At 34.6% G+C, this 18377-nt stretch carries 12 protein-coding genes; 7 read left to right on the top strand and 5 right to left on the bottom strand.

The window, feature by feature from the left end:
- Positions 1-13 precede the first annotated feature (13 nt).
- The 5 genes from ABI657_RS00575 to ABI657_RS00555 form a co-directional block, all read right to left on the bottom strand.
- Positions 14-6382: a HAMP domain-containing protein gene (locus tag ABI657_RS00575; protein ID WP_348095284.1), complete on the bottom strand. Its 6369-nt coding sequence runs from the start codon at positions 6380-6382 to the stop codon at positions 14-16.
- 50 nt (positions 6383-6432) lie between these two features.
- Entirely contained in the window at positions 6433-6864 is a 432-nt protein-coding gene (locus ABI657_RS00570; protein WP_348095283.1) for a response regulator, read from the bottom strand.
- The gene (locus tag ABI657_RS00565; protein WP_348095282.1) at positions 6861-8309 is read right to left on the bottom strand and encodes an ATP-binding protein; all 1449 of its coding nucleotides are present in this window, start codon (positions 8307-8309) and stop codon (positions 6861-6863) included. Before ABI657_RS00565 ends, ABI657_RS00570 begins: the two co-directional genes overlap by 4 nt.
- A 62-nt stretch (positions 8310-8371) precedes the next feature.
- Positions 8372-8749, bottom strand: coding sequence for a response regulator (locus tag ABI657_RS00560; RefSeq protein WP_348095281.1), 378 nt, complete (start codon positions 8747-8749; stop codon positions 8372-8374).
- Positions 8750-9414: 665 nt separating this feature from the next.
- Positions 9415-9588 carry a hypothetical protein gene (locus ABI657_RS00555; RefSeq protein ID WP_348095280.1) on the bottom strand — a complete coding sequence of 58 codons (174 nt, stop codon included), beginning with the start codon at positions 9586-9588 and terminating at the stop codon, positions 9415-9417.
- A 337-nt stretch (positions 9589-9925) separates the two neighbouring features.
- On the opposite strand from ABI657_RS00555, the gene ABI657_RS00550 reads away from it, so the two are divergent.
- From ABI657_RS00550 to ABI657_RS00520, 7 genes are all read left to right on the top strand, one after another.
- A complete protein-coding gene (locus ABI657_RS00550) occupies positions 9926-10912 on the top strand; it encodes a hypothetical protein (RefSeq protein WP_348095279.1) in 987 nt (328 codons plus the stop codon).
- A 17-nt stretch (positions 10913-10929) separates the two neighbouring features.
- Positions 10930-11412: a hypothetical protein gene (locus tag ABI657_RS00545; protein WP_348095278.1), complete on the top strand. Its 483-nt coding sequence runs from the start codon at positions 10930-10932 to the stop codon at positions 11410-11412.
- A 4-nt stretch (positions 11413-11416) separates the two neighbouring features.
- A complete protein-coding gene (locus tag ABI657_RS00540) occupies positions 11417-13300 on the top strand; it encodes a WG repeat-containing protein (RefSeq protein ID WP_348095277.1) in 1884 nt (627 codons plus the stop codon).
- Positions 13301-13306: 6 nt separating this feature from the next.
- Positions 13307-14233 (top strand): hypothetical protein, encoded by a 927-nt coding sequence (locus ABI657_RS00535; protein ID WP_348095276.1) that lies wholly within the window; start codon positions 13307-13309, stop codon positions 14231-14233.
- A 106-nt stretch (positions 14234-14339) separates the two neighbouring features.
- Positions 14340-16031: a T9SS type A sorting domain-containing protein gene (locus tag ABI657_RS00530; RefSeq protein ID WP_348095275.1), complete on the top strand. Its 1692-nt coding sequence runs from the start codon at positions 14340-14342 to the stop codon at positions 16029-16031.
- 12 nt (positions 16032-16043) lie between these two features.
- A complete protein-coding gene (locus ABI657_RS00525; protein WP_348095274.1) occupies positions 16044-16325 on the top strand; it encodes a hypothetical protein in 282 nt (93 codons plus the stop codon).
- A gap of 73 nt (positions 16326-16398) precedes the next feature.
- Positions 16399-18357 carry a sensor histidine kinase gene (locus ABI657_RS00520; RefSeq protein WP_348095273.1) on the top strand — a complete coding sequence of 653 codons (1959 nt, stop codon included), beginning with the start codon at positions 16399-16401 and terminating at the stop codon, positions 18355-18357.
- Positions 18358-18377 lie beyond the last annotated feature (20 nt).

The following is an 18377-nucleotide window of genomic DNA, read 5'->3' as shown; positions in this document are numbered from 1 at the left end:
AATTAGGAAATTATTATTTAAGCCATACACGCATTAAAGATGACAATTGCTCGACATTGACAGGCTTTGTAATATAATCTGAAGCACCGGATTCTATACAGCGCTGTCTGTCGCCTTTCATAGCTTTTGCCGTAACGGCAATAATAGTAAGATCCTTATGTCTAGCCTCTTTTCTGATAATTTTCATGGTTTCATAGCCATCCAGTTCAGGCATCATTATATCCATTAATACAATATCAATTTTAGGGTTTCCATTAAGGATTTCTATAGCTTCATGCCCGCTTTCTGCACTAATAACATCAAGGCCAAATCGCTCAAGAGCAGTGGTTAAAGCAAATAAATTTCGAACATCATCATCAACAAGCAGTACTTTTTTGTTGAATAAAACATCTTCTTTCAAATAATAGGTTTCTATTCTTTCTCGCATTTCATCCGGTAATTCTTTATGGACGCGATGCATAAATAAAGCCGTTTGATCTACAAGTTCATCAAGAGAAGTACTGCTTTTTGTGATAATGCTATGCGCAAATCTATTAAGTCTTGAACGTTGTTTTTTATCGACATCACCTGCAGAATGAATAATGATAGCTGTTTCCTGTCCTGCGATATTATTTTCTAAATCATTAATAATATCCAGTCCTTCTGCATCGGGAAGTTTTAAATCCAAAATAATGCAGTCAAAAGATTTTTCGTTTATCAGTGCAACTGCTTCTTTTGCTGTTTTCGCACTGTGTATAATAATGTCTTCACTATTTATTGCTTCCAGTATTCGGTTTAAATCAGCTTCATTATCATCTACTACCAGTAGGTTTTTTATTTTTTTAAAATCATGAATATCATTAAAAAGCGATGTTAAGGATTCATTTTTAACCGGTTTAAGCAGGAAGTTTCTGGCTCCACGCTTCAATCCCTTATTTCTTTCATCTTCACCGGAAATAATATAAACCGGAATATGCCTCAAAGTGAAATCGGTTTTTAATCTGTCCAATATTTTCCATCCGCTTGTGTCCGGCATATTTAAATCCATTGTAATGGCATGGGGCTGGAATTGATTAATAAAATCAACAACATCATTTCCTTTTGTGGTTACAATCGCTTTTATACCATGTAAATGTGCCTGCTCCAGCATTATTTTAGCAAAAATTAAATTGTCTTCAGCAATCAGCAATATTTTGTCATTAGGTTTAATATCGGTACGATCATCACCAATTTCATCTACAAAAAATAAATCAATATCAGATCTGTTGAAATTAGCCGATGGAAGTGATTTTAAACGATTTTTTCCTGCATCATTCATATTGGAATCTTCATTGACATCCATATTTTCAATTTCAGGGATATGTACATATTTTAATGGAAGATATAGCGTAAACTTACTGCCTATGTCCGTGTCACTTTCCAATTCGATGCTTCCGCCTAATAAATCAGAAAGCCCGCGGCTGATAGATAATCCCAAACCTGTTCCTCCGTATTTACGGCTGGTTGAACCTTCTGCTTGCTGAAAAGCTTCAAATATTATATTTTGTTTTTCTTTTGAAATTCCAATTCCTGTGTCAGAAATTTCAAAAGCAACAACGGCTTCCGCATTGTCCAGACTGCTATTTTTGGTTTTCCAATTATTATCTGCTTTGTATATTTTAAGTTTTACCTCTCCTTTTTCAGTAAATTTAAATGAATTTGAAAGTAAATTTTTAAGGATTTGATTTAATCTCTGAGAATCCGTTTCCATCAATTCAGGAAGATTATCATCCATGGCTATATTGAAACGAAGATGCTTCGCTTCTGAAATTGGGTTGAAAGTAGAAGCGACAAAACGACTAATTTCATCAAAACTAATTGGGTTGTAATCTACAGAAATATAACCGGATTCGATTTTCGAAAGATCCAGAATGTCATTAATCAACTGAATCAAATCGTCTCCGCAAGCATTAATTGTTTTAGCAAACTGAATTTGTTTGTCGGATAAATTTCCATCGCGGTTTGCAATTAATTCATTAGCCAGGATCTGTAAACTGTTCAGAGGCGTTCTTAGCTCATGTGACATGTTGGCCAGGAATTCCGACTTGTATTTTGAAGTTAAAGTCAGCTGATCTGCTTTTTCTTCAAGCGCTTTTCTGGCCACCTCAACCTCTTGGTTTTTCAATTCCACTTCTTCTTTTTGATTGGCCAGAAGGAATGCTTTTTCTTCCAGTTCCTCATTTGTGTTTTTCAATACTTCCTGTTGGCTTTTCAGCTCTCCTGCCAAAGATTGGGATTGTACCAGTAATTCTTCCGTTCTTGAATTTGATTCGATTGTATTCAATACAATTCCGATACTCTCTGTTAATCCTTCAAGGAAATCGAGGTGTGTCTGGCTAAAAGTATCCAAAGAAGCTAATTCGATAACCGCTTTTAGCTGCCCTTCAAAAAGTACGGGCAAAATGATGACATCTTTAGGTTTGGCATCTCCTAAGCCTGAATTGATTCTGATATAATCTTTAGGTACATTGCTTAAAATAATTCTTTCCTTTTCTACAGCAACCTGACCAATCAATCCTTCGCCCATAGCGTATTGGGTAGGGGAGTTCTTCCTCTTGATGTAGGCATAGGAAGCGATGAGGTTTAATTTAGAATCCATAAACTTTTCATCTTCCTGTAAAATATAGAATAGTCCGTGTTGAGCAGTTACAACCGTCGCCAGCTCAGAAAGTATTTTTTTGGTAACCGAATTCAGTTCTTTCTGACCCTGAAGCATTTGGGTAAATTTCGCCAAATTCGATTTTAGCCAGTCTTGTTCCTGATTACGCAATGTGGTTGCTTTCAGGTTTGAAATCATCTGGTTGATGGTATCTTTCAAAGCCTCAACCTCACCTTTAGCTTCAACACCAATAGTTCTGGTTAAATCTCCCTGTGTTACTGCAGAAGCCACTTCAGAAATTGCACGTACCTGCGTTGTTAAATTTGCCGCAAGCTGATTTACGTTTTCTGTTAGATTCTTCCAGGTTCCCGAAGCTCCCGGTACGTTGGCCTGACCTCCCAGTTTTCCTTCAGCTCCAACCTCACGCGCCACAGTAGTTACCTGATCGGAGAAGGTTGCCAGTGTATCAATCATTTCGTTGATCGTATCCGTTAATTGTGCTACTTCACCTTTCGCATCAATCGATAATTTTTGTTTAAGGTTTCCTTTTGCTACAGAGGTTACAACCTTTGCAATTCCACGTACTTGAGACGTTAAATTCGATGCCATTAAATTAACCGAATCTGTTAAATCCTTCCAGGTTCCGGCAACCCCTTTTACTTCAGATTGTCCTCCCAGTTTTCCTTCGGTACCCACCTCACGAGCCACACGGGTTACCTCTGATGAAAATGAATTCAGCTGTTCCACCATCGTGTTGAAGGTGTTTTTCAGATCCAGGATTTCTCCTTTTACGTCTACGGTAATTTGTTTCGAAAGGTCACCATTTGCTACGGCTTTAGTTACATCGGCAATATTACGTACCTGCGCAGTTAAGTTTCCTGCCATCTGATTCACCGAATCCGTTAAATCTTTCCAGGTTCCGGCAACTCCGGGAACGAACGCTTGTCCTCCTAGTTTTCCTTCGGTTCCTACCTCTCTGGATACCCTGGTTACCTCCGAAGCAAAACTTCGAAGCTGATCCACCATCGTATTCACGGTTTCTTTTAATTGAAGAATCTCCCCGCGAACGTCAGCCGTAATTTTTTTGGACATATCCCCGTTGGCTACGGCAATGGTTACCTCGGCAATATTACGTACCTGAGTGGTTAAGTTACCGGCCATCTGGTTAACGGAATCGGTCAAATCCTTCCATGTTCCCGCAACTCCCGGTACATTCGCCTGACCTCCAAGTTTTCCTTCAGTTCCTACTTCACGCGCCACACGGGTTACCTCAGAGGCAAACTCACGAAGCTGATCCACCATCGTATTCAGGGTTTCTTTTAATTGAAGAATCTCCCCGCGAACGTCAACTGTAATTTTTCGGGACATATCTCCGTTGGCAACAGCAATCGCCACATCGGCAATATTACGTACCTGCGCAGTTAAGTTTCCTGCCATTTGGTTCACTGAATCGGTTAAATCTTTCCAGGTTCCGGCAACTCCCGGCACATTCGCCTGACCTCCAAGTTTTCCTTCTGTACCTACTTCTCGCGAAACCCTTGTTACCTCCGAAGCAAAGCCCCGAAGCTGATCCACCATCGTATTAATTGTATTTTTAAGTTCGAGGATTTCTCCTTTTACGTCTACTGTAATTTGTAATGATAAATCTCCTTTTGCCACGGCTGTGGTTACCTCGGCAATATTACGTACCTGCCCCGTTAAATTCGATGCCATCTGGTTTACCGAGTCTGTTAAATCTTTCCATGTTCCACCAACACCTTCTACCTGCGCCTGACCTCCTAATTTTCCTTCGGTACCAACCTCACGTGCCACACGTGTTACCTCGGACGCAAATGAGTTCAGCTGACCCACCATCGTATTAATAGTATTTTTAAGCTCCAGAATTTCACCTTTTGTATCTACGGTAATCTGGCGTGATAAATCGCCTTTTGCTACGGCTGTTGTTACTTCAGCAATATTACGTACCTGTCCGGTTAAGTTGGATGCCATCTGGTTAACAGAATCTGTTAAATCTTTCCACGTTCCTCCAACACCTTTTACTTTTGCCTGACCTCCCAGTTTTCCTTCCGTACCAACCTCAAGCGCTACACGTGTTACCTCTGATGAAAACGAGTTCAGCTGATCCACCATCGTATTAATGGTTTTTTTCAGCTCCAGGATTTCCCCTTCGGCTACAGCCGTAATTTTTTTAGAAAGGTCACCATTTGCCACGGCTGTGGTTACCTCGGCAATATTACGCACCTGACCTGTTAAATTGGATGCCATCTGATTAACCGAATCGGTCAAATCTTTCCAGGTTCCACCAACACCTTTCACTTTTGCCTGACCTCCCAGTTTTCCTTCTGAACCTACTTCACGTGCCACACGGGTTACCTCGGCACCAAAGGAGTTCAGCTGATCCACCATCGTATTGATCGTATTTTTAAGCTCCAGGATTTCTCCCGCAACGTTTACTGTAATTTTTTTAGACAAATCGCCTTTTGCCACCGCCGTTGTTACCTCGGCGATATTACGTACCTGACCTGTTAAGTTCGATGCCATCTGGTTTACCGAATCGGTCAAATCCTTCCAAACTCCACCAACTCCTCGTACTTTAGCCTGGCCTCCCAATTTTCCTTCCGATCCTACCTCAACCGCTACACGGGTTACCTCAGAAGAAAAGGAATTCAGCTGATCTACCATGGTATTAATCGTATTTTTAAGTTCGAGGATTTCTCCTTTTACGTCAACGGTAATTTTTTTAGATAAATCTCCTTTCGCCACTGCAGTGGTTACATCGGCAATATTACGTACCTGCCCCGTTAAGTTGGATGCCATTTGATTTACCGAATCTGTCAAATCTTTCCAGGTTCCTCCAACTCCTTTTACCTGAGCCTGTCCTCCTAATTTTCCTTCTGTCCCTACCTCACGCGCCACACGGGTTACCTCTGATGAAAAGGAATTGAGCTGATCGACCATCGTATTAATGGTGTTTTTAAGCTCTAAAATTTCTCCTTTTACGTCAACGGTAATTTTCTTGGATAAATCTCCTTTTGCCACCGCAGTAGTTACATCGGCAATATTACGTACCTGACCAGTAAGGTTACTCGCCATTTTATTTACCGAGTCTGTCAAATCCTTCCAAACACCTCCAACACCTCTCACTTTTGCCTGTCCTCCCAGTTTTCCTTCTGTACCTACCTCACGTGCAACACGCGTAACCTCCATAGAGAAAAGGTTCAGCTGTTTCACCATTCCGTTTACCTCTTTTGCAATTCTGAGGAATTCTCCCTGAAGCGGATTTCCTTCAATAGAAAGCGGCATTTCCTGAGATAAATTTCCTTTTGCCACGGATGTAATTACGTGTGCAATTTCAATTGTTGGATGTACCAGATCTGAAATTAATGTATTAACAGAATCAACACAGGAACTCCAGGAACCACGAGCACCATCAAGAGAAACACGATTGGTTAATTTTCCTTGTTTACCAATGCTTTTCCCCACTTTTTGAAATTCAAAAACCATACGTTCATTCAAGTCTATAATTTCGTTTAGAGTGTCACAAATAGACCTTTTAGTTCCGTTTTGATCAGTAGGAAAACGTTGCGAAAAATTACCGTTTTTGACTTTAATTAAAATTTTCAAAAATTCAGCATCACTAAGGATAGTTTCATTATTCTGATCTTTTTTATTTTTGGTTTTTTTTTCCTTCTCACTGGTAACAATAGGCAAGGCAACTATGGGCTCGTTTTTTGCAGCTTTATTGTTTTTTTTTGTGTTTTTCATGTTTGGGAGGTTGTAAATGATAACTACTTAAACTGCTATTTAATTTAGTATTATGTATTTTCTTTATGTAATATTTTACGAAGATGAAACTGAACAAAAGCATCCATTGAGTCCGATCGTTTGGTATTGTCATTATAATTAAGCGGTTTTAAAATATATCCTGATATTCCCAATTTCTCCGCGGCCGATCGGTCACTTGCTTCAGAGGAAGTAGTCATTATAAAGACTTTAATATCTTTTAAAATCTCATCTGTTCTCAGAATTTCTAAAAATTCGATTCCATTCATTCTCGGCATGTTTATGTCTAATAAGATAACATCCGGAACCAAATTCATATTTGCATCCCTGAGCATTTTAAAGGCTTCAATTCCATTATATGCCGTATGGAGAATATATCCGCTTTCTATTTTTTTTAGCGACCGTTCAACACTTATAATGTCGAGTTCGTCGTCTTCTATTAGTAATATTGTTGGTTTTTTCATACTGTTTTATTATTTCTCCAGGTAAAAATAAATTCAGTTCCTACACCCAGTTCTGATTTTACTATTATTGTTTCCTGCTGTTCATCAATTATTTTTTTAACAATGGCTAAACCCACGCCTGTACTTTCTATTTCATTTTTTTCCCGAAGGGTTTGAAATATTTCAAATATTTTCTGATGGTATTCTAAAGCAATTCCAATCCCGTTATCCTTCACGGAAAATTCATAGTAATCCAGTATTTTTTTAGCGCTAATTTTGATAAATCCTGTTTCTGGCTGAGAATATTTTACAGCATTACTGATTAAATTTACAAAAACCTGTTCCAGTTTAAGTCTTTCTGTAAAAATTTCAGGCAAATTTTCAATTTTAACAGTAAAATTTCTAGGTACAATTGACCCAACAATTTCACCTGCAAGTGTATTTGTATCGACTGCTTCGGTTGGGGTTTTACGGTTTATTCTCGCATAATCCAACAAGCCATTGATAAGGGCTTCCATACGTTGTGTTCTTTGTGGAATAATTTGGAGATATTTTTTTAATTCAGGAGAAAGTTCACCGGATAAATCTTCCTCAATCCAGGTTATAACATTGTGTATTCCGCGAATGGGGGCTTTAAGATCATGCGAAACAACATAAGCAAATTTGTTGAGTTCTTCGTTTTTGCTTTCCAGTTCGTGAATGTTTTTTTCAAGCTTGCCTGACATAATATTCAGCGAGTCAGACAAAGCACTTAATTCATCATTTTTGGTATCAGTGACAATGGTAAATTTTCCTTTAGAGATATTATCAGCCAGACGAACCATAGAATTAATTCTTTTGGTTATAATAAATACGATATAAATAGTACTGCAAAGGCCTGCAAAAACTGTTAAGGATAAAAAGATTAATGAAAAAGTCCTGGCTCGTTTTAAGGACTCAAGTAACATAGTACTATGATATTTTCTTGTCTTATATTCAATTTTATCAAAATGTTTGAATTTTTTTGTAATGGAATCATTTATATTTTTCCCTATATGTTTTTGTTTGGTATCGTAGATAGTATGATAATATTGTGGATCTTTTTTTTGTGAGCTTATGAGATCGGCAGTTCGCAACAGCCATAAATTATGTAGTGTGGTAATTGAATCAATCAGGGAGAGCTGTATAAGGTTTTTACCGACTGTTTTTTTTTGTTGTTGAAGCAACAAGGGAACACTTTTAATACCGTCATAATAAGGCTCTAAAAACGAAGTGTCATTAGTTAGGAAATAGCCACGAACACTGCTCTGCATTTCAATAATGGCTCTTTGTGCCTTATTAGAGCTCCTGATAATTTCCTCAGATCTTGACAGAAACTCTGAATTTCGCTGTACTTTAATAGATAAATTATAATTAGAATACGAATCTGCAACAGAAAGCAAAATTACCAATATAAATGCCAAAAGAATTTGAGTGGATAATTTCATTGTTTTTGATTAATTCTGATACAATTTAATTTTAAGAAAGGATAAAATTATAATTCTATTTTTTATGAAATATACTGACTTATAATTTTTTTCAATTCATTAAAATCACTCGGTTTAGAAATGAAATCATATGCTCCATGATTTCTGGCTTGTTGTTTAATTTCTTCAAATTGTGATGTAGAAAAAATGATGATAGGAATGTTTTTAATGGTATCATTTTTTTTAATTTCTGTGAGAAATTCTATACCTGACATTATTGGCATGTTTAAATCAAGAAAAATAACATCCGGTGCAATTTCTTTATGAATAAGTCTTCTTAATGCCACTACAGGATCATTGATAGAAGTATATAATGCATTTGAAACGGCTTGCAATGCTTCCAAAAATAAATCACAGTCATCTGTATCATCATCTATTTGCAAAATATTTTTATAATTCATATACATTTATTTAAGGTTGAAATATTAAAGTTGTATCCTTTTGTTTTTTTTAAAATGTAAACTGTTAAACGATAATTTTTTAAATATTTGATTGGCAATAAATTGAGAGATATAATACTTCTAAAACAATAAATTATACCCATTAGTTATATCAAATGTAATATTTATTGATTCAGATTTTTTCAGATGACGGGTTTAAAGTTAATAATAAATGGCAGAAATCAACTTTTTTTTAATTATTTTATCATAAATAAATAAGGCAAATAATAGTATTAAGATTTTCATAAATGCAATTTTGATTATATATTTCAGCTTTAAAGTTGTTTTTAAATTGTATATAATGGAAAATCCGTCAAATACATTTATATAAGACGGTCTCCATAATAAACATAATCTTCCATTTTATGTTTACTTACATAATCTTCTTATTGCAGTAAAATAATACTGCCAATAAATTAAATCAATACTATTTTTCTTAGTAACAATATTACGATATAGTAGATATTGTGAATTGCATTTGTAGGTTTATATAATTTTAAAAACAGGTATAATTTTCATTTTATAAAGTAGTTAATACTAATGTATAAAAGTGGAATAAGTTTGATATAAAAAAGCAAGACCTTAAGAATTCTTAAGGTCTTGCTTTTTTTTGTATCAGTTTTACTTTACGCAGATACAAGTACGGATTCACTAAATTTTCCTGTAATGATGGTTCCCATATCGTCTTCCCACTGGGTAATTACATTTTCTATAAGTTCTGGTTCAAATCCAACTACTTTCATAATCGGACCACCAAATTCCTGACGAACATTTTGTCCTTCTTTAAATATCGTAATCATTATAATTAGTTTTATTATTATTTTTTAATTACAGTTTTCTTTATTTCAGTGCCTGTTTTCTCATTCGATCTCGATGATATTGACTTTGTTTCAGATTTTTTATCTGATGTTCTTGAACTCGAAATATTATTTTTATTATTTAATGTATTCATAATAAAATTTTGACTTGTTGAATAGTAAATGTAGAATCATATATAAAAAATATCTTATAGATTTAAGCCATTAGATTATATTATTACCAGATAATTAATGAATATGATTTTTTAAAATACGGCATTTGTCGTATTTTTTGATATTACGTATTTCATCACTTTTACACCAGATAAAAATGATAAATATGAAAAAGCGCTACTTATTGCTTCTCTTGATTTCAATATCGTCATTGGCACAATTCAAACCAGCAGATTTTAATAATGCCATGGAATTGATGTATGGATCAAGCCAGCAAAAAGCATTGTCGAATTTAGAAGCATTAGAAAAAAAATATCCAAAAGAAGCACAGGTAATTTTCCTTCGCGGATTTTATCAATATCGTGATGGCGATCAGAATGGCGCTATGATGAATATTTCAAATGCGATAAAAACCAATCCGAAATTTGCATTTGCGTATGGAGCCAGAGCCAAATTGTTTTCTGCAAAAGGAATGTTAGAGAAGGCTATTTTGGATATGACAGTAGCTGTTACAATAGAACCTAAAAATACCGAGTTTTATTATAAAAGAGCCGAATATTACAGCAAAAACCAACAGAATCAGGAAGCTTTAAATGATTATAAAAAAATAATACAATTGACTCCAATCGATTTTAATGCCTATTATGAAGCAGCAACACTTACCGATTTGATGAATGCTAACGGAGATGTCTTTTTCAAAGAAGCCTATTTGGTGAAAGGAATACAAAAATATTCAGTTGATTTTTTGTATGCTAAATATATGATGAATGCGAAACGATTCGATGCCGCAAAACCTGTAATAGAATCGGCTTTGGCCGACGAGAAAAACTTTGATGGGGATGATTTGCAAATTGCTGCCATTATTTTTTATAAGACGAAAGAATATCAGAAATCAGCGGAATATTTCAGAAAAGCCATTGCCAAAAAACCTGGAGATATTAATTTCAGATGTAATCTCGCTTCGGTTTACATCGATTTAAAAGACTGGCAGAAAGTAAAAGAAACAGCTGAAGGCGCTCTCGATTTAGATCCTGATTATCCATTATCAAATATGTATATGGCGATTGGCCTGAAATGGACCGGAAACGAACCTTTGGGTTTAGAATATGAAGCCAAAGCTAAACGACTAAATGCCGAACAAAACAAAAATTAATTTAATCAAAATACACTATGAAAAAGTTACTAATTGCAATCGTATTATTCATTACTACAATTTCGTTGGCACAAACGCCAATAATAAAACAATTTAGAGAAGTCGTAAAAGATGCTCCCAACCAGTTTACTAATTTTCAAAAAGATTTGCTGAGTGACAATCCTGAAAAGCATAATAAATTATATAATTCAACTATTGATGATACTGCGATTTCAAAAAACGTTATCAGTAAAACAGAAGGTAAAAACGCTGTTTATATAATACGATTTGACGTGGCTAATTTACAGGGAATGATGCTCAAAATGTTTACACTAATTTCAGGGCAATACATTACTGAAATGAATGAAATGCTTAAATCAGGCGCTTATAAAGGAAGGGATTATCAGGAAAATGGAGAAAGTATAACAGAACTCAAGGATTTGAAAGGTAATCTTGCGGTAGAATATATAAGCAATGAAAAAGAACATTCAGTAATGGTTTATGGAGCACCAGTAAAATAAGATTATGAAAAAAAATAAATTTTTAGTTTTATTTGTAGCACTTTTAATAAGTTACCAAACCATTTCGCAGAAAAAATATGGGTTTATAAACCTGAAAAATGAAGTGGTTATTCCCGCAAAATTTGATGGTGCCCAAAATTTCAAAAACGGATTGGCAGCAGTAAAAATAGGTGATTTATGGGGTTTCATCAATACAAAAGGAGAAATCGTAATCCAGCCAAAATATGGAACCGTACTCGATTTTGATGATCCAATAGCGAAAGTAAGTATTAAAGAAATAGGTTTTATGCAAACGGGAACTTATACCTATATCAACCAAAAAGGAGAAGATGTACCAGAAGCAAGCATTTTAGGTGAACCTGCTTTTTTTAATGGCTTGAAACCTGCTATAGCAGAAAATGGAAAGTACGGTTATAAAAACAACAAAGGTATTATGGTGATACCTGCCATTTATGATAATGCCAACGAATTCAATGGATCGGGCTGGGCGACTTGTTACAAAGATGGTTTTATGGGATGTGTCAATGCCAGCGGAAAAGTCGTGTTGCCGTTTACTTTTAAGTTTATACAAACGGGTTTCGGAAAATATATCGCTGCACAAACACAAAATGGAGAATGCCGTATTTACAATTCTGATGACGGGACTTTTATCAAAATTGCAGGAGTGAATGATATTTATGCTTTTGAAAAAAGTGGTATTACAACCTTTAAATCAGGAAATAAATTTGGTTTTATAAACACGAAAGGCAAAATCCTTTGTCCGGCCATTTATGATCATACAAGTACTAATAACGAAGGTTTGGTAAAAGTATTTACAAATGGTCAACTTCAGGTTTACGATATTCTGAACAATAAAATTTTAGCTACTATTCCGAATGCAAAAGGATATGGAACTATCTCTAACGGAATAACACAAATAAATATAGATGATAAATGCGGATTTATAGATAAGTACGGTAAAACTATAATTCCTGCACAGTATTATAATTTAGGCGATTTATTTGAAAACGGATTAACCTATTTCCAGACAGATGGTACTGCTCAGGCATCAAATGCTGTAGCTTCAAATACGACGGTCTTGCAATCTAATTCAGTAGAACAAAATACATCAAATCATAATGCTGGAACTCTTATATCAATAAATCCCGATGGTACTAATCAGGGGGAAGTTCAGCATAAAAATAAGGAACTGGTTTATATTACTGAAAATTCAGGACAATGGACTTCTGTGAAATTAAATCAGGAAAAGGAAGCAATTACTGCAATGTTGAAATCAGGATTATATACAGAAAGTGATTTTAATAAAATTTCAGATCTGGCTTCAGAAAACACGTATCCTATAGCAATCAAAAACTATGAATTGAGGGTACAAAACATGCATTTAGCCCGAAATTATAAATGCATCAGAATCGCACAATTTACCACAAGTTATGCACCCTACAGTGTTCTTTGGATACCTAAAGAAGATAATAAAAACTTACCAGCTGAAATGCAGCCAACATCCGATAATGGTTTTTATATCGTAATGAAAACAAGCTCTGTTTCGACCATCCCGAATCCATCATCTGACAATCAGGTTCGTGGTGATATGACACAACCTCAATCCTATAAGATTGGAAATATAACGGTAAGCACTTATGCTTTAGATCGGTTTAGTGTATTAGGAGCTATGGCAATTATAAGAGGAAGCACTATGTATGTTGTTAAAATAAAAGGAAAAACAATGCAGGATGAAGGAATTGTTGCAGCGAGAGCAAACAAAGTATTAGGATTTGATTCTGCTTTTAAATACCAGTGGTTTTCAGGGAGTAACTGTATCACTTTACAATCACAATACGGCAGAGCGTTTACAGTAATTTGTCAGGGCGAAGTAGATTTAGATAAATAGAAGAAAATGAAAAAAAAAATTATTTTATTATTGTTGACTCAAATTCAATCTTTTGCCCAATGTCTTTCTGGCAATTGCCAAAATGGTTTTGGAAAATATGATTTTGGATTTGCCATTTACGAGGGCAATTTTAAATCAGGAAAACCAAATGGACAAGGCACAATGGATTATGGTGGAGGTGATAAGTTTGTTGGTAATTTTAGTAATGGACAGGAAGACGGAGAGGGGCAATTGTACAAAAAAAATATTCCACAAGCCGTTACTTATATCAATGGTAAAGTAAAAGTTAGAGAGGTTCAAAAAAGTATTGGAGCAAATGCTCCTACTATTGAAGGTTGTTTACAAGGCGATTGTTATAATGGTTTTGGGAAAATAAAATTTCCCAGCGGTAATTCCTACGAAGGTAATTTTGTGTATGGAGTCAGAGAGGGTCAGGGCAAATTTGTTTTCGCCAGTGGAAATATTCTAACGGCAACATTTAAAGATAATCAACCCGTTCAGGGATCGTTTTTTTATTTTAATGAAGACACTACTTTTCAGGGTTCGTTCAATTCGGATGGAACTCCCAAAAGCGGTGATTATAAATATCCAATCAATAAGGCAACTGTAACAATCGTGAATGGTGTAATAACAAACATTGACAATCCGGTAGCAAGAGAAGCAGATGAAAAAGCCGAAGAACAAAAAACTGGTAAATCTTGTACGAAATGTGGTGGAAAAGGAATGTGTCAAGGTACAGCTTATGCGCAAGCAACAGAAAGTTATTATACAGTCAATACCTATAGAAGCAATGGCAGTTTATACAGTTCCAGTGATGGAAATGTTGGTAGAAAAACCACAATGGTCACTCCTCCACCATCAAGATGCTCGGAATGTAATGGAACAGGAAAAATATTTGGAGGAGATCAGATTATAATGTCCAAACGATATTAATTAAAGCATTTTTAAATTTTATAAAATCTAAAAAATACGGCATTTGCCGTATTTTTTTGTGTTTTGGAGAAGTATAATTTTGGTTTATAATTTAAAAGCCATTATTATGAAGAAAACTTTACTTTTTATGTTGTTGTCACTCACAGCTATTCTATCTGCACAAAATAATGCCACTGATTTTGACTGGGCATTTAACACTGGTGGAGGTTATAACACTACCAGAAGAATACAATACAATTCTCAAGGCGACTTATTATGTATGGTAAATATTGGGAATAAAACCACTTTTGGTTCTGTAGCTATGCAAGGCCAGGGATTTAGTTCTTTTCCGGGAAGTGTTACTTTTATAGGTAAACGAACTCAAGCTGGTGTCAAAACAGTTTTGGTAAAAGTCCTTTCAAGCAATTCGTATATTGCCAATTTTGAAGATTTTACTATTGATGCAAACGATAATATTATTGTTTCTGGAACAGTATTTAATGCCACGACTCCTTATGATTTTGGTAATGGTGTAACTCTTTTGGGAAAAGGGTATTTTGTTGCCAAGTATAATCCAAACGGGGAATGTCAATGGGCAAAATTATTTACATTCAATGTTGCCACAATTTCATCAACAAACAAACCGATTGCATTAGGTATTTTGCCTAACAATGATATTTATTTTGCTGCTCGTTCTTCCAATGGAAACCAGCCATTTTGGTTGCTTAGACTGGATAGCAATGGAACTGAAGTTTGGCACAAAGAATGGATTTTGCCATCTTCCAATTATATCACAATCTCAACTTCAAAAAATAATTGCTTTTTTGATACTACTGGCAAAGCTTATTTTTACATTACCAATTTATATTCAGATGCAATTACTGTCGATGGTGTAGCACTGACTATTCCAGCCGGAGCGCATCCAACAGGATCTCATATTTTGACAATTGACGGAAACGGTGCCAACGATTTGTTTACTTCACACCGGGGTGCAATTGGAGACCTAGCAGTTGAAAAAGCCACAGGAAATGTATTGGTAAAATGGTCGCAATACAATGCTAATCCGGCACCATTCAATACGGTAAATCACACGAATAATGTTTATCAGGGAATTGTAGCTTTGGATGCTAACAGGAATTATTTAAACAGTACGCCAAATCCGGTATTGAATCAGGCGGATATTGATGCTATTTTTCCTTTAGGGAATTTAAAATTTGTGGGAATGAAAGTGTTGGCTCCTGGAGCTTCGATTGTGGCAGGATCACAAAGTTTTACGGCATCAAAATATACGCCAACCTGGAAATTTTTCGACAGTTTTGTTATGTCAAAGTTTGTTGCACATCCTGAATTAAATGAAACAAGTGCCACAGTATATCCTTTTATCGCCGCTTACAATAATAAACTAGCAGTATCAGGTTCCTATAGTTTGACGAATAATGCTACTGTTAGTGTTAACGGAACTACATTAACTGCCTGTGAAAATGATTTGACTTTTGCAGCTACTTTTCCTGCCTTTGCCTCATTGGCGGGTGATTTATTCATTGCACAGCTAACAAATGGTGCTTCTTTAGGTATTGAAAAAAAGGATATAACCGAATCAGTTTCAATTTATCCTAATCCCGCAAACAGTGATTTTCATATTCAGACCGATGAAAATCTAATTGATTCAAAAGTGACTATTTACAATCTTCTTGGTCAAAAAATAAAATCTTTTACTTTAAATGCTGCAACAACAAACCAAACTTTAAATAAAGGAATTTACTTTATTCAAATACAAAAAAACGGAAGTAAAACAACCAAAAAGCTAATTGTGAATTAAAAATTTTGAAGTATGATTATTCTTTTAATGGCTATTGTTATTACATTTTTTTTTACTGTCATCAATTTGTATATTGTTTACAGTAAGCAAAAGAAGACATTCGAAAAAAGGACTGCTTCTTTAGAGAATTGTATCAATTTACTTGCTCAGCAGCAGCAAAAGCAACGGAATCAATTGAAGTTGTCGGATGTATTGTCAGAGCAATTAAAAGAATCCAATCATCATTTGAATAAAATTATCTACGATGTTAATTTTCATTTATTTTTGGCTATGTTTAACAAAAAAAAGAATTGATAAAATGTTCTTTTAACAAAAAAAATGTTTTTAATTTTCATTCAAATAAACTGCAAAAAAAGAATAATAACTAATGAAAATAAACTTTAAAATTATTGTCACGGTAGTATTATTCTATGTTTCACTTCATTTTTCCCAAGCCCAAACAGCTGTTTTCCCAAAGGTAATAACCAATCTAAGTAAAAAGGATTCTGTAAAAGTTGATGAATTATCAACGATGTTTTTTGATAGTGTTTATACCAATATTAAAAAATCAAGAGCATACAGCAAACAAATTTTTGCAATAGCGAAACGTAATAACTCGAATTATTCTTATTCCAAAGGATATAATTTTTTAGGCATCATCTGCGATTTACAAGGCAAGTTTGACTCTGCCAAAATATACTATAACAAATCATTATATTATAGCAAAACAATACATTCTAAAACAAGTGAAGCTTCTGCCTACAATAATTTAGGGCTTATAGATTGGAATGAAGGCAATTTTAGTCCGGCACTAATACAGTATCAAAAAGCACTCGTTATTTTTGAAAAACTCAACAGGCAGGAATATGTTGCTAATGTATTGAGTAATATTGGTGAAATTTACAGGGATTTGGATGATTTAAAAAAGTTTGAATTTTATATGTCCAAATCTTTTGAAATCAGAAAGAAGATCAATGACGAATATGGAATGTCTGTTTCGTTAATTAATTTAGCGAATTTGTATCATAAAAAGAAGGAATATAACCAAGCCATAAAATATTATGAATCCGGCATTTTATTAAAAAGGAAATTACAGGATTTATTAGGTATTGCTATTGCGAATACGGATTTCTCTGTCATTTTACTCGAAACAGGACATGTACAGAAAGCTAAAAAAGTGCTGGAAGAAGCACTTAAAATATGCAAAGAGAACGATGCGGAATCTAATATTTTGGAAAACGCCTATCTGGGTCTGAGTGAAGTTTATATTGATTTGAATCAATTGGAAAAAGCAAAAATGTACAATCAAAATGCTTTTTTGATTATTGAAAAATTAAAAGACAGTAAGAGACTGCTTAACTATTACAATAATGAAGAAAAAATTTCATTACTGGAAAAAAATTTCAAAAGAGCACATTTATACTTGAAAAAGCAAGATTCGGTTTCGAAAGTTATTGAAGGTTTAGATATTAAAAAAGCAATACATTTATACGAAACAAAATACCAGACCGAAAAGAAAGAAAAAGAACTTTTGAAATCCAAATCCTTAGCGCTAGAGGCTGAAGCAGAAATCAAAAAGAAAAATTTCCAATTCATACTCTTGTTTGTTTTTGTCTTCGGAATCCTATTGGTTTCGTATCTCGTCTACCGTCAGCAAAAGTTAAAACAAAAACAGCAGCAACAGGAATTCGAATTAAAAACTGCTATTTCCCAAATAGAAAATCAAAACAAACTGCAGGAACAGCGGTTGAATATTTCACGCGATCTTCACGATAATATTGGTTCACAATTGACTTTTATTATTTCCTCGGTAGATAATGTAAAATATGCCTTTGATATTGATAATAAGAAACTGGATGATAAATTAACCAATATCAGTTCTTTTGCCAAAGAAACTATTGTAGAACTTCGCGATACTATCTGGGCTATGAACAGTGATGAAATCAGCTTTGAAGATTTGGAATCGCGTATTCATAATTTTATCCAAAAAGCCAAGGAAGCTAAAGATGAAATCCAGTTTTCTTTCCACACCGAAACCGAATTAAAAAATCAAAAACTCACTTCCATCGAAGGGATGAATTTGTATAGAACCATTCAGGAAGCAGTAAATAATGCCATAAAATATGCCAATGCTTCAAGCATTTCTATAGCTGTAAAAAGAATAGAAAACGAAATTCAAATCACAATTCAGGACAACGGAATTGGTTTTGATGAAACTGCCATTCTAAAAGGAAATGGATTGAAAAATATGCAAAAAAGGATTGAAAATATTGACGGAAAATTTGATTTGGTTTCGTCGAATGAAGGAACTTCGATAAATATTTTTTTAAAGCTTGAGATGAATTAATTGGAATTTAAAATGTATTT

This window comes from Flavobacterium sp. (genome assembly GCF_039930565.1).
GTDB lineage: Bacteria > Bacteroidota > Bacteroidia > Flavobacteriales > Flavobacteriaceae > Flavobacterium.
Note: the sequence above shows the minus strand (reverse complement) of the source record. Positions and strands in the feature narration are given on the sequence as shown.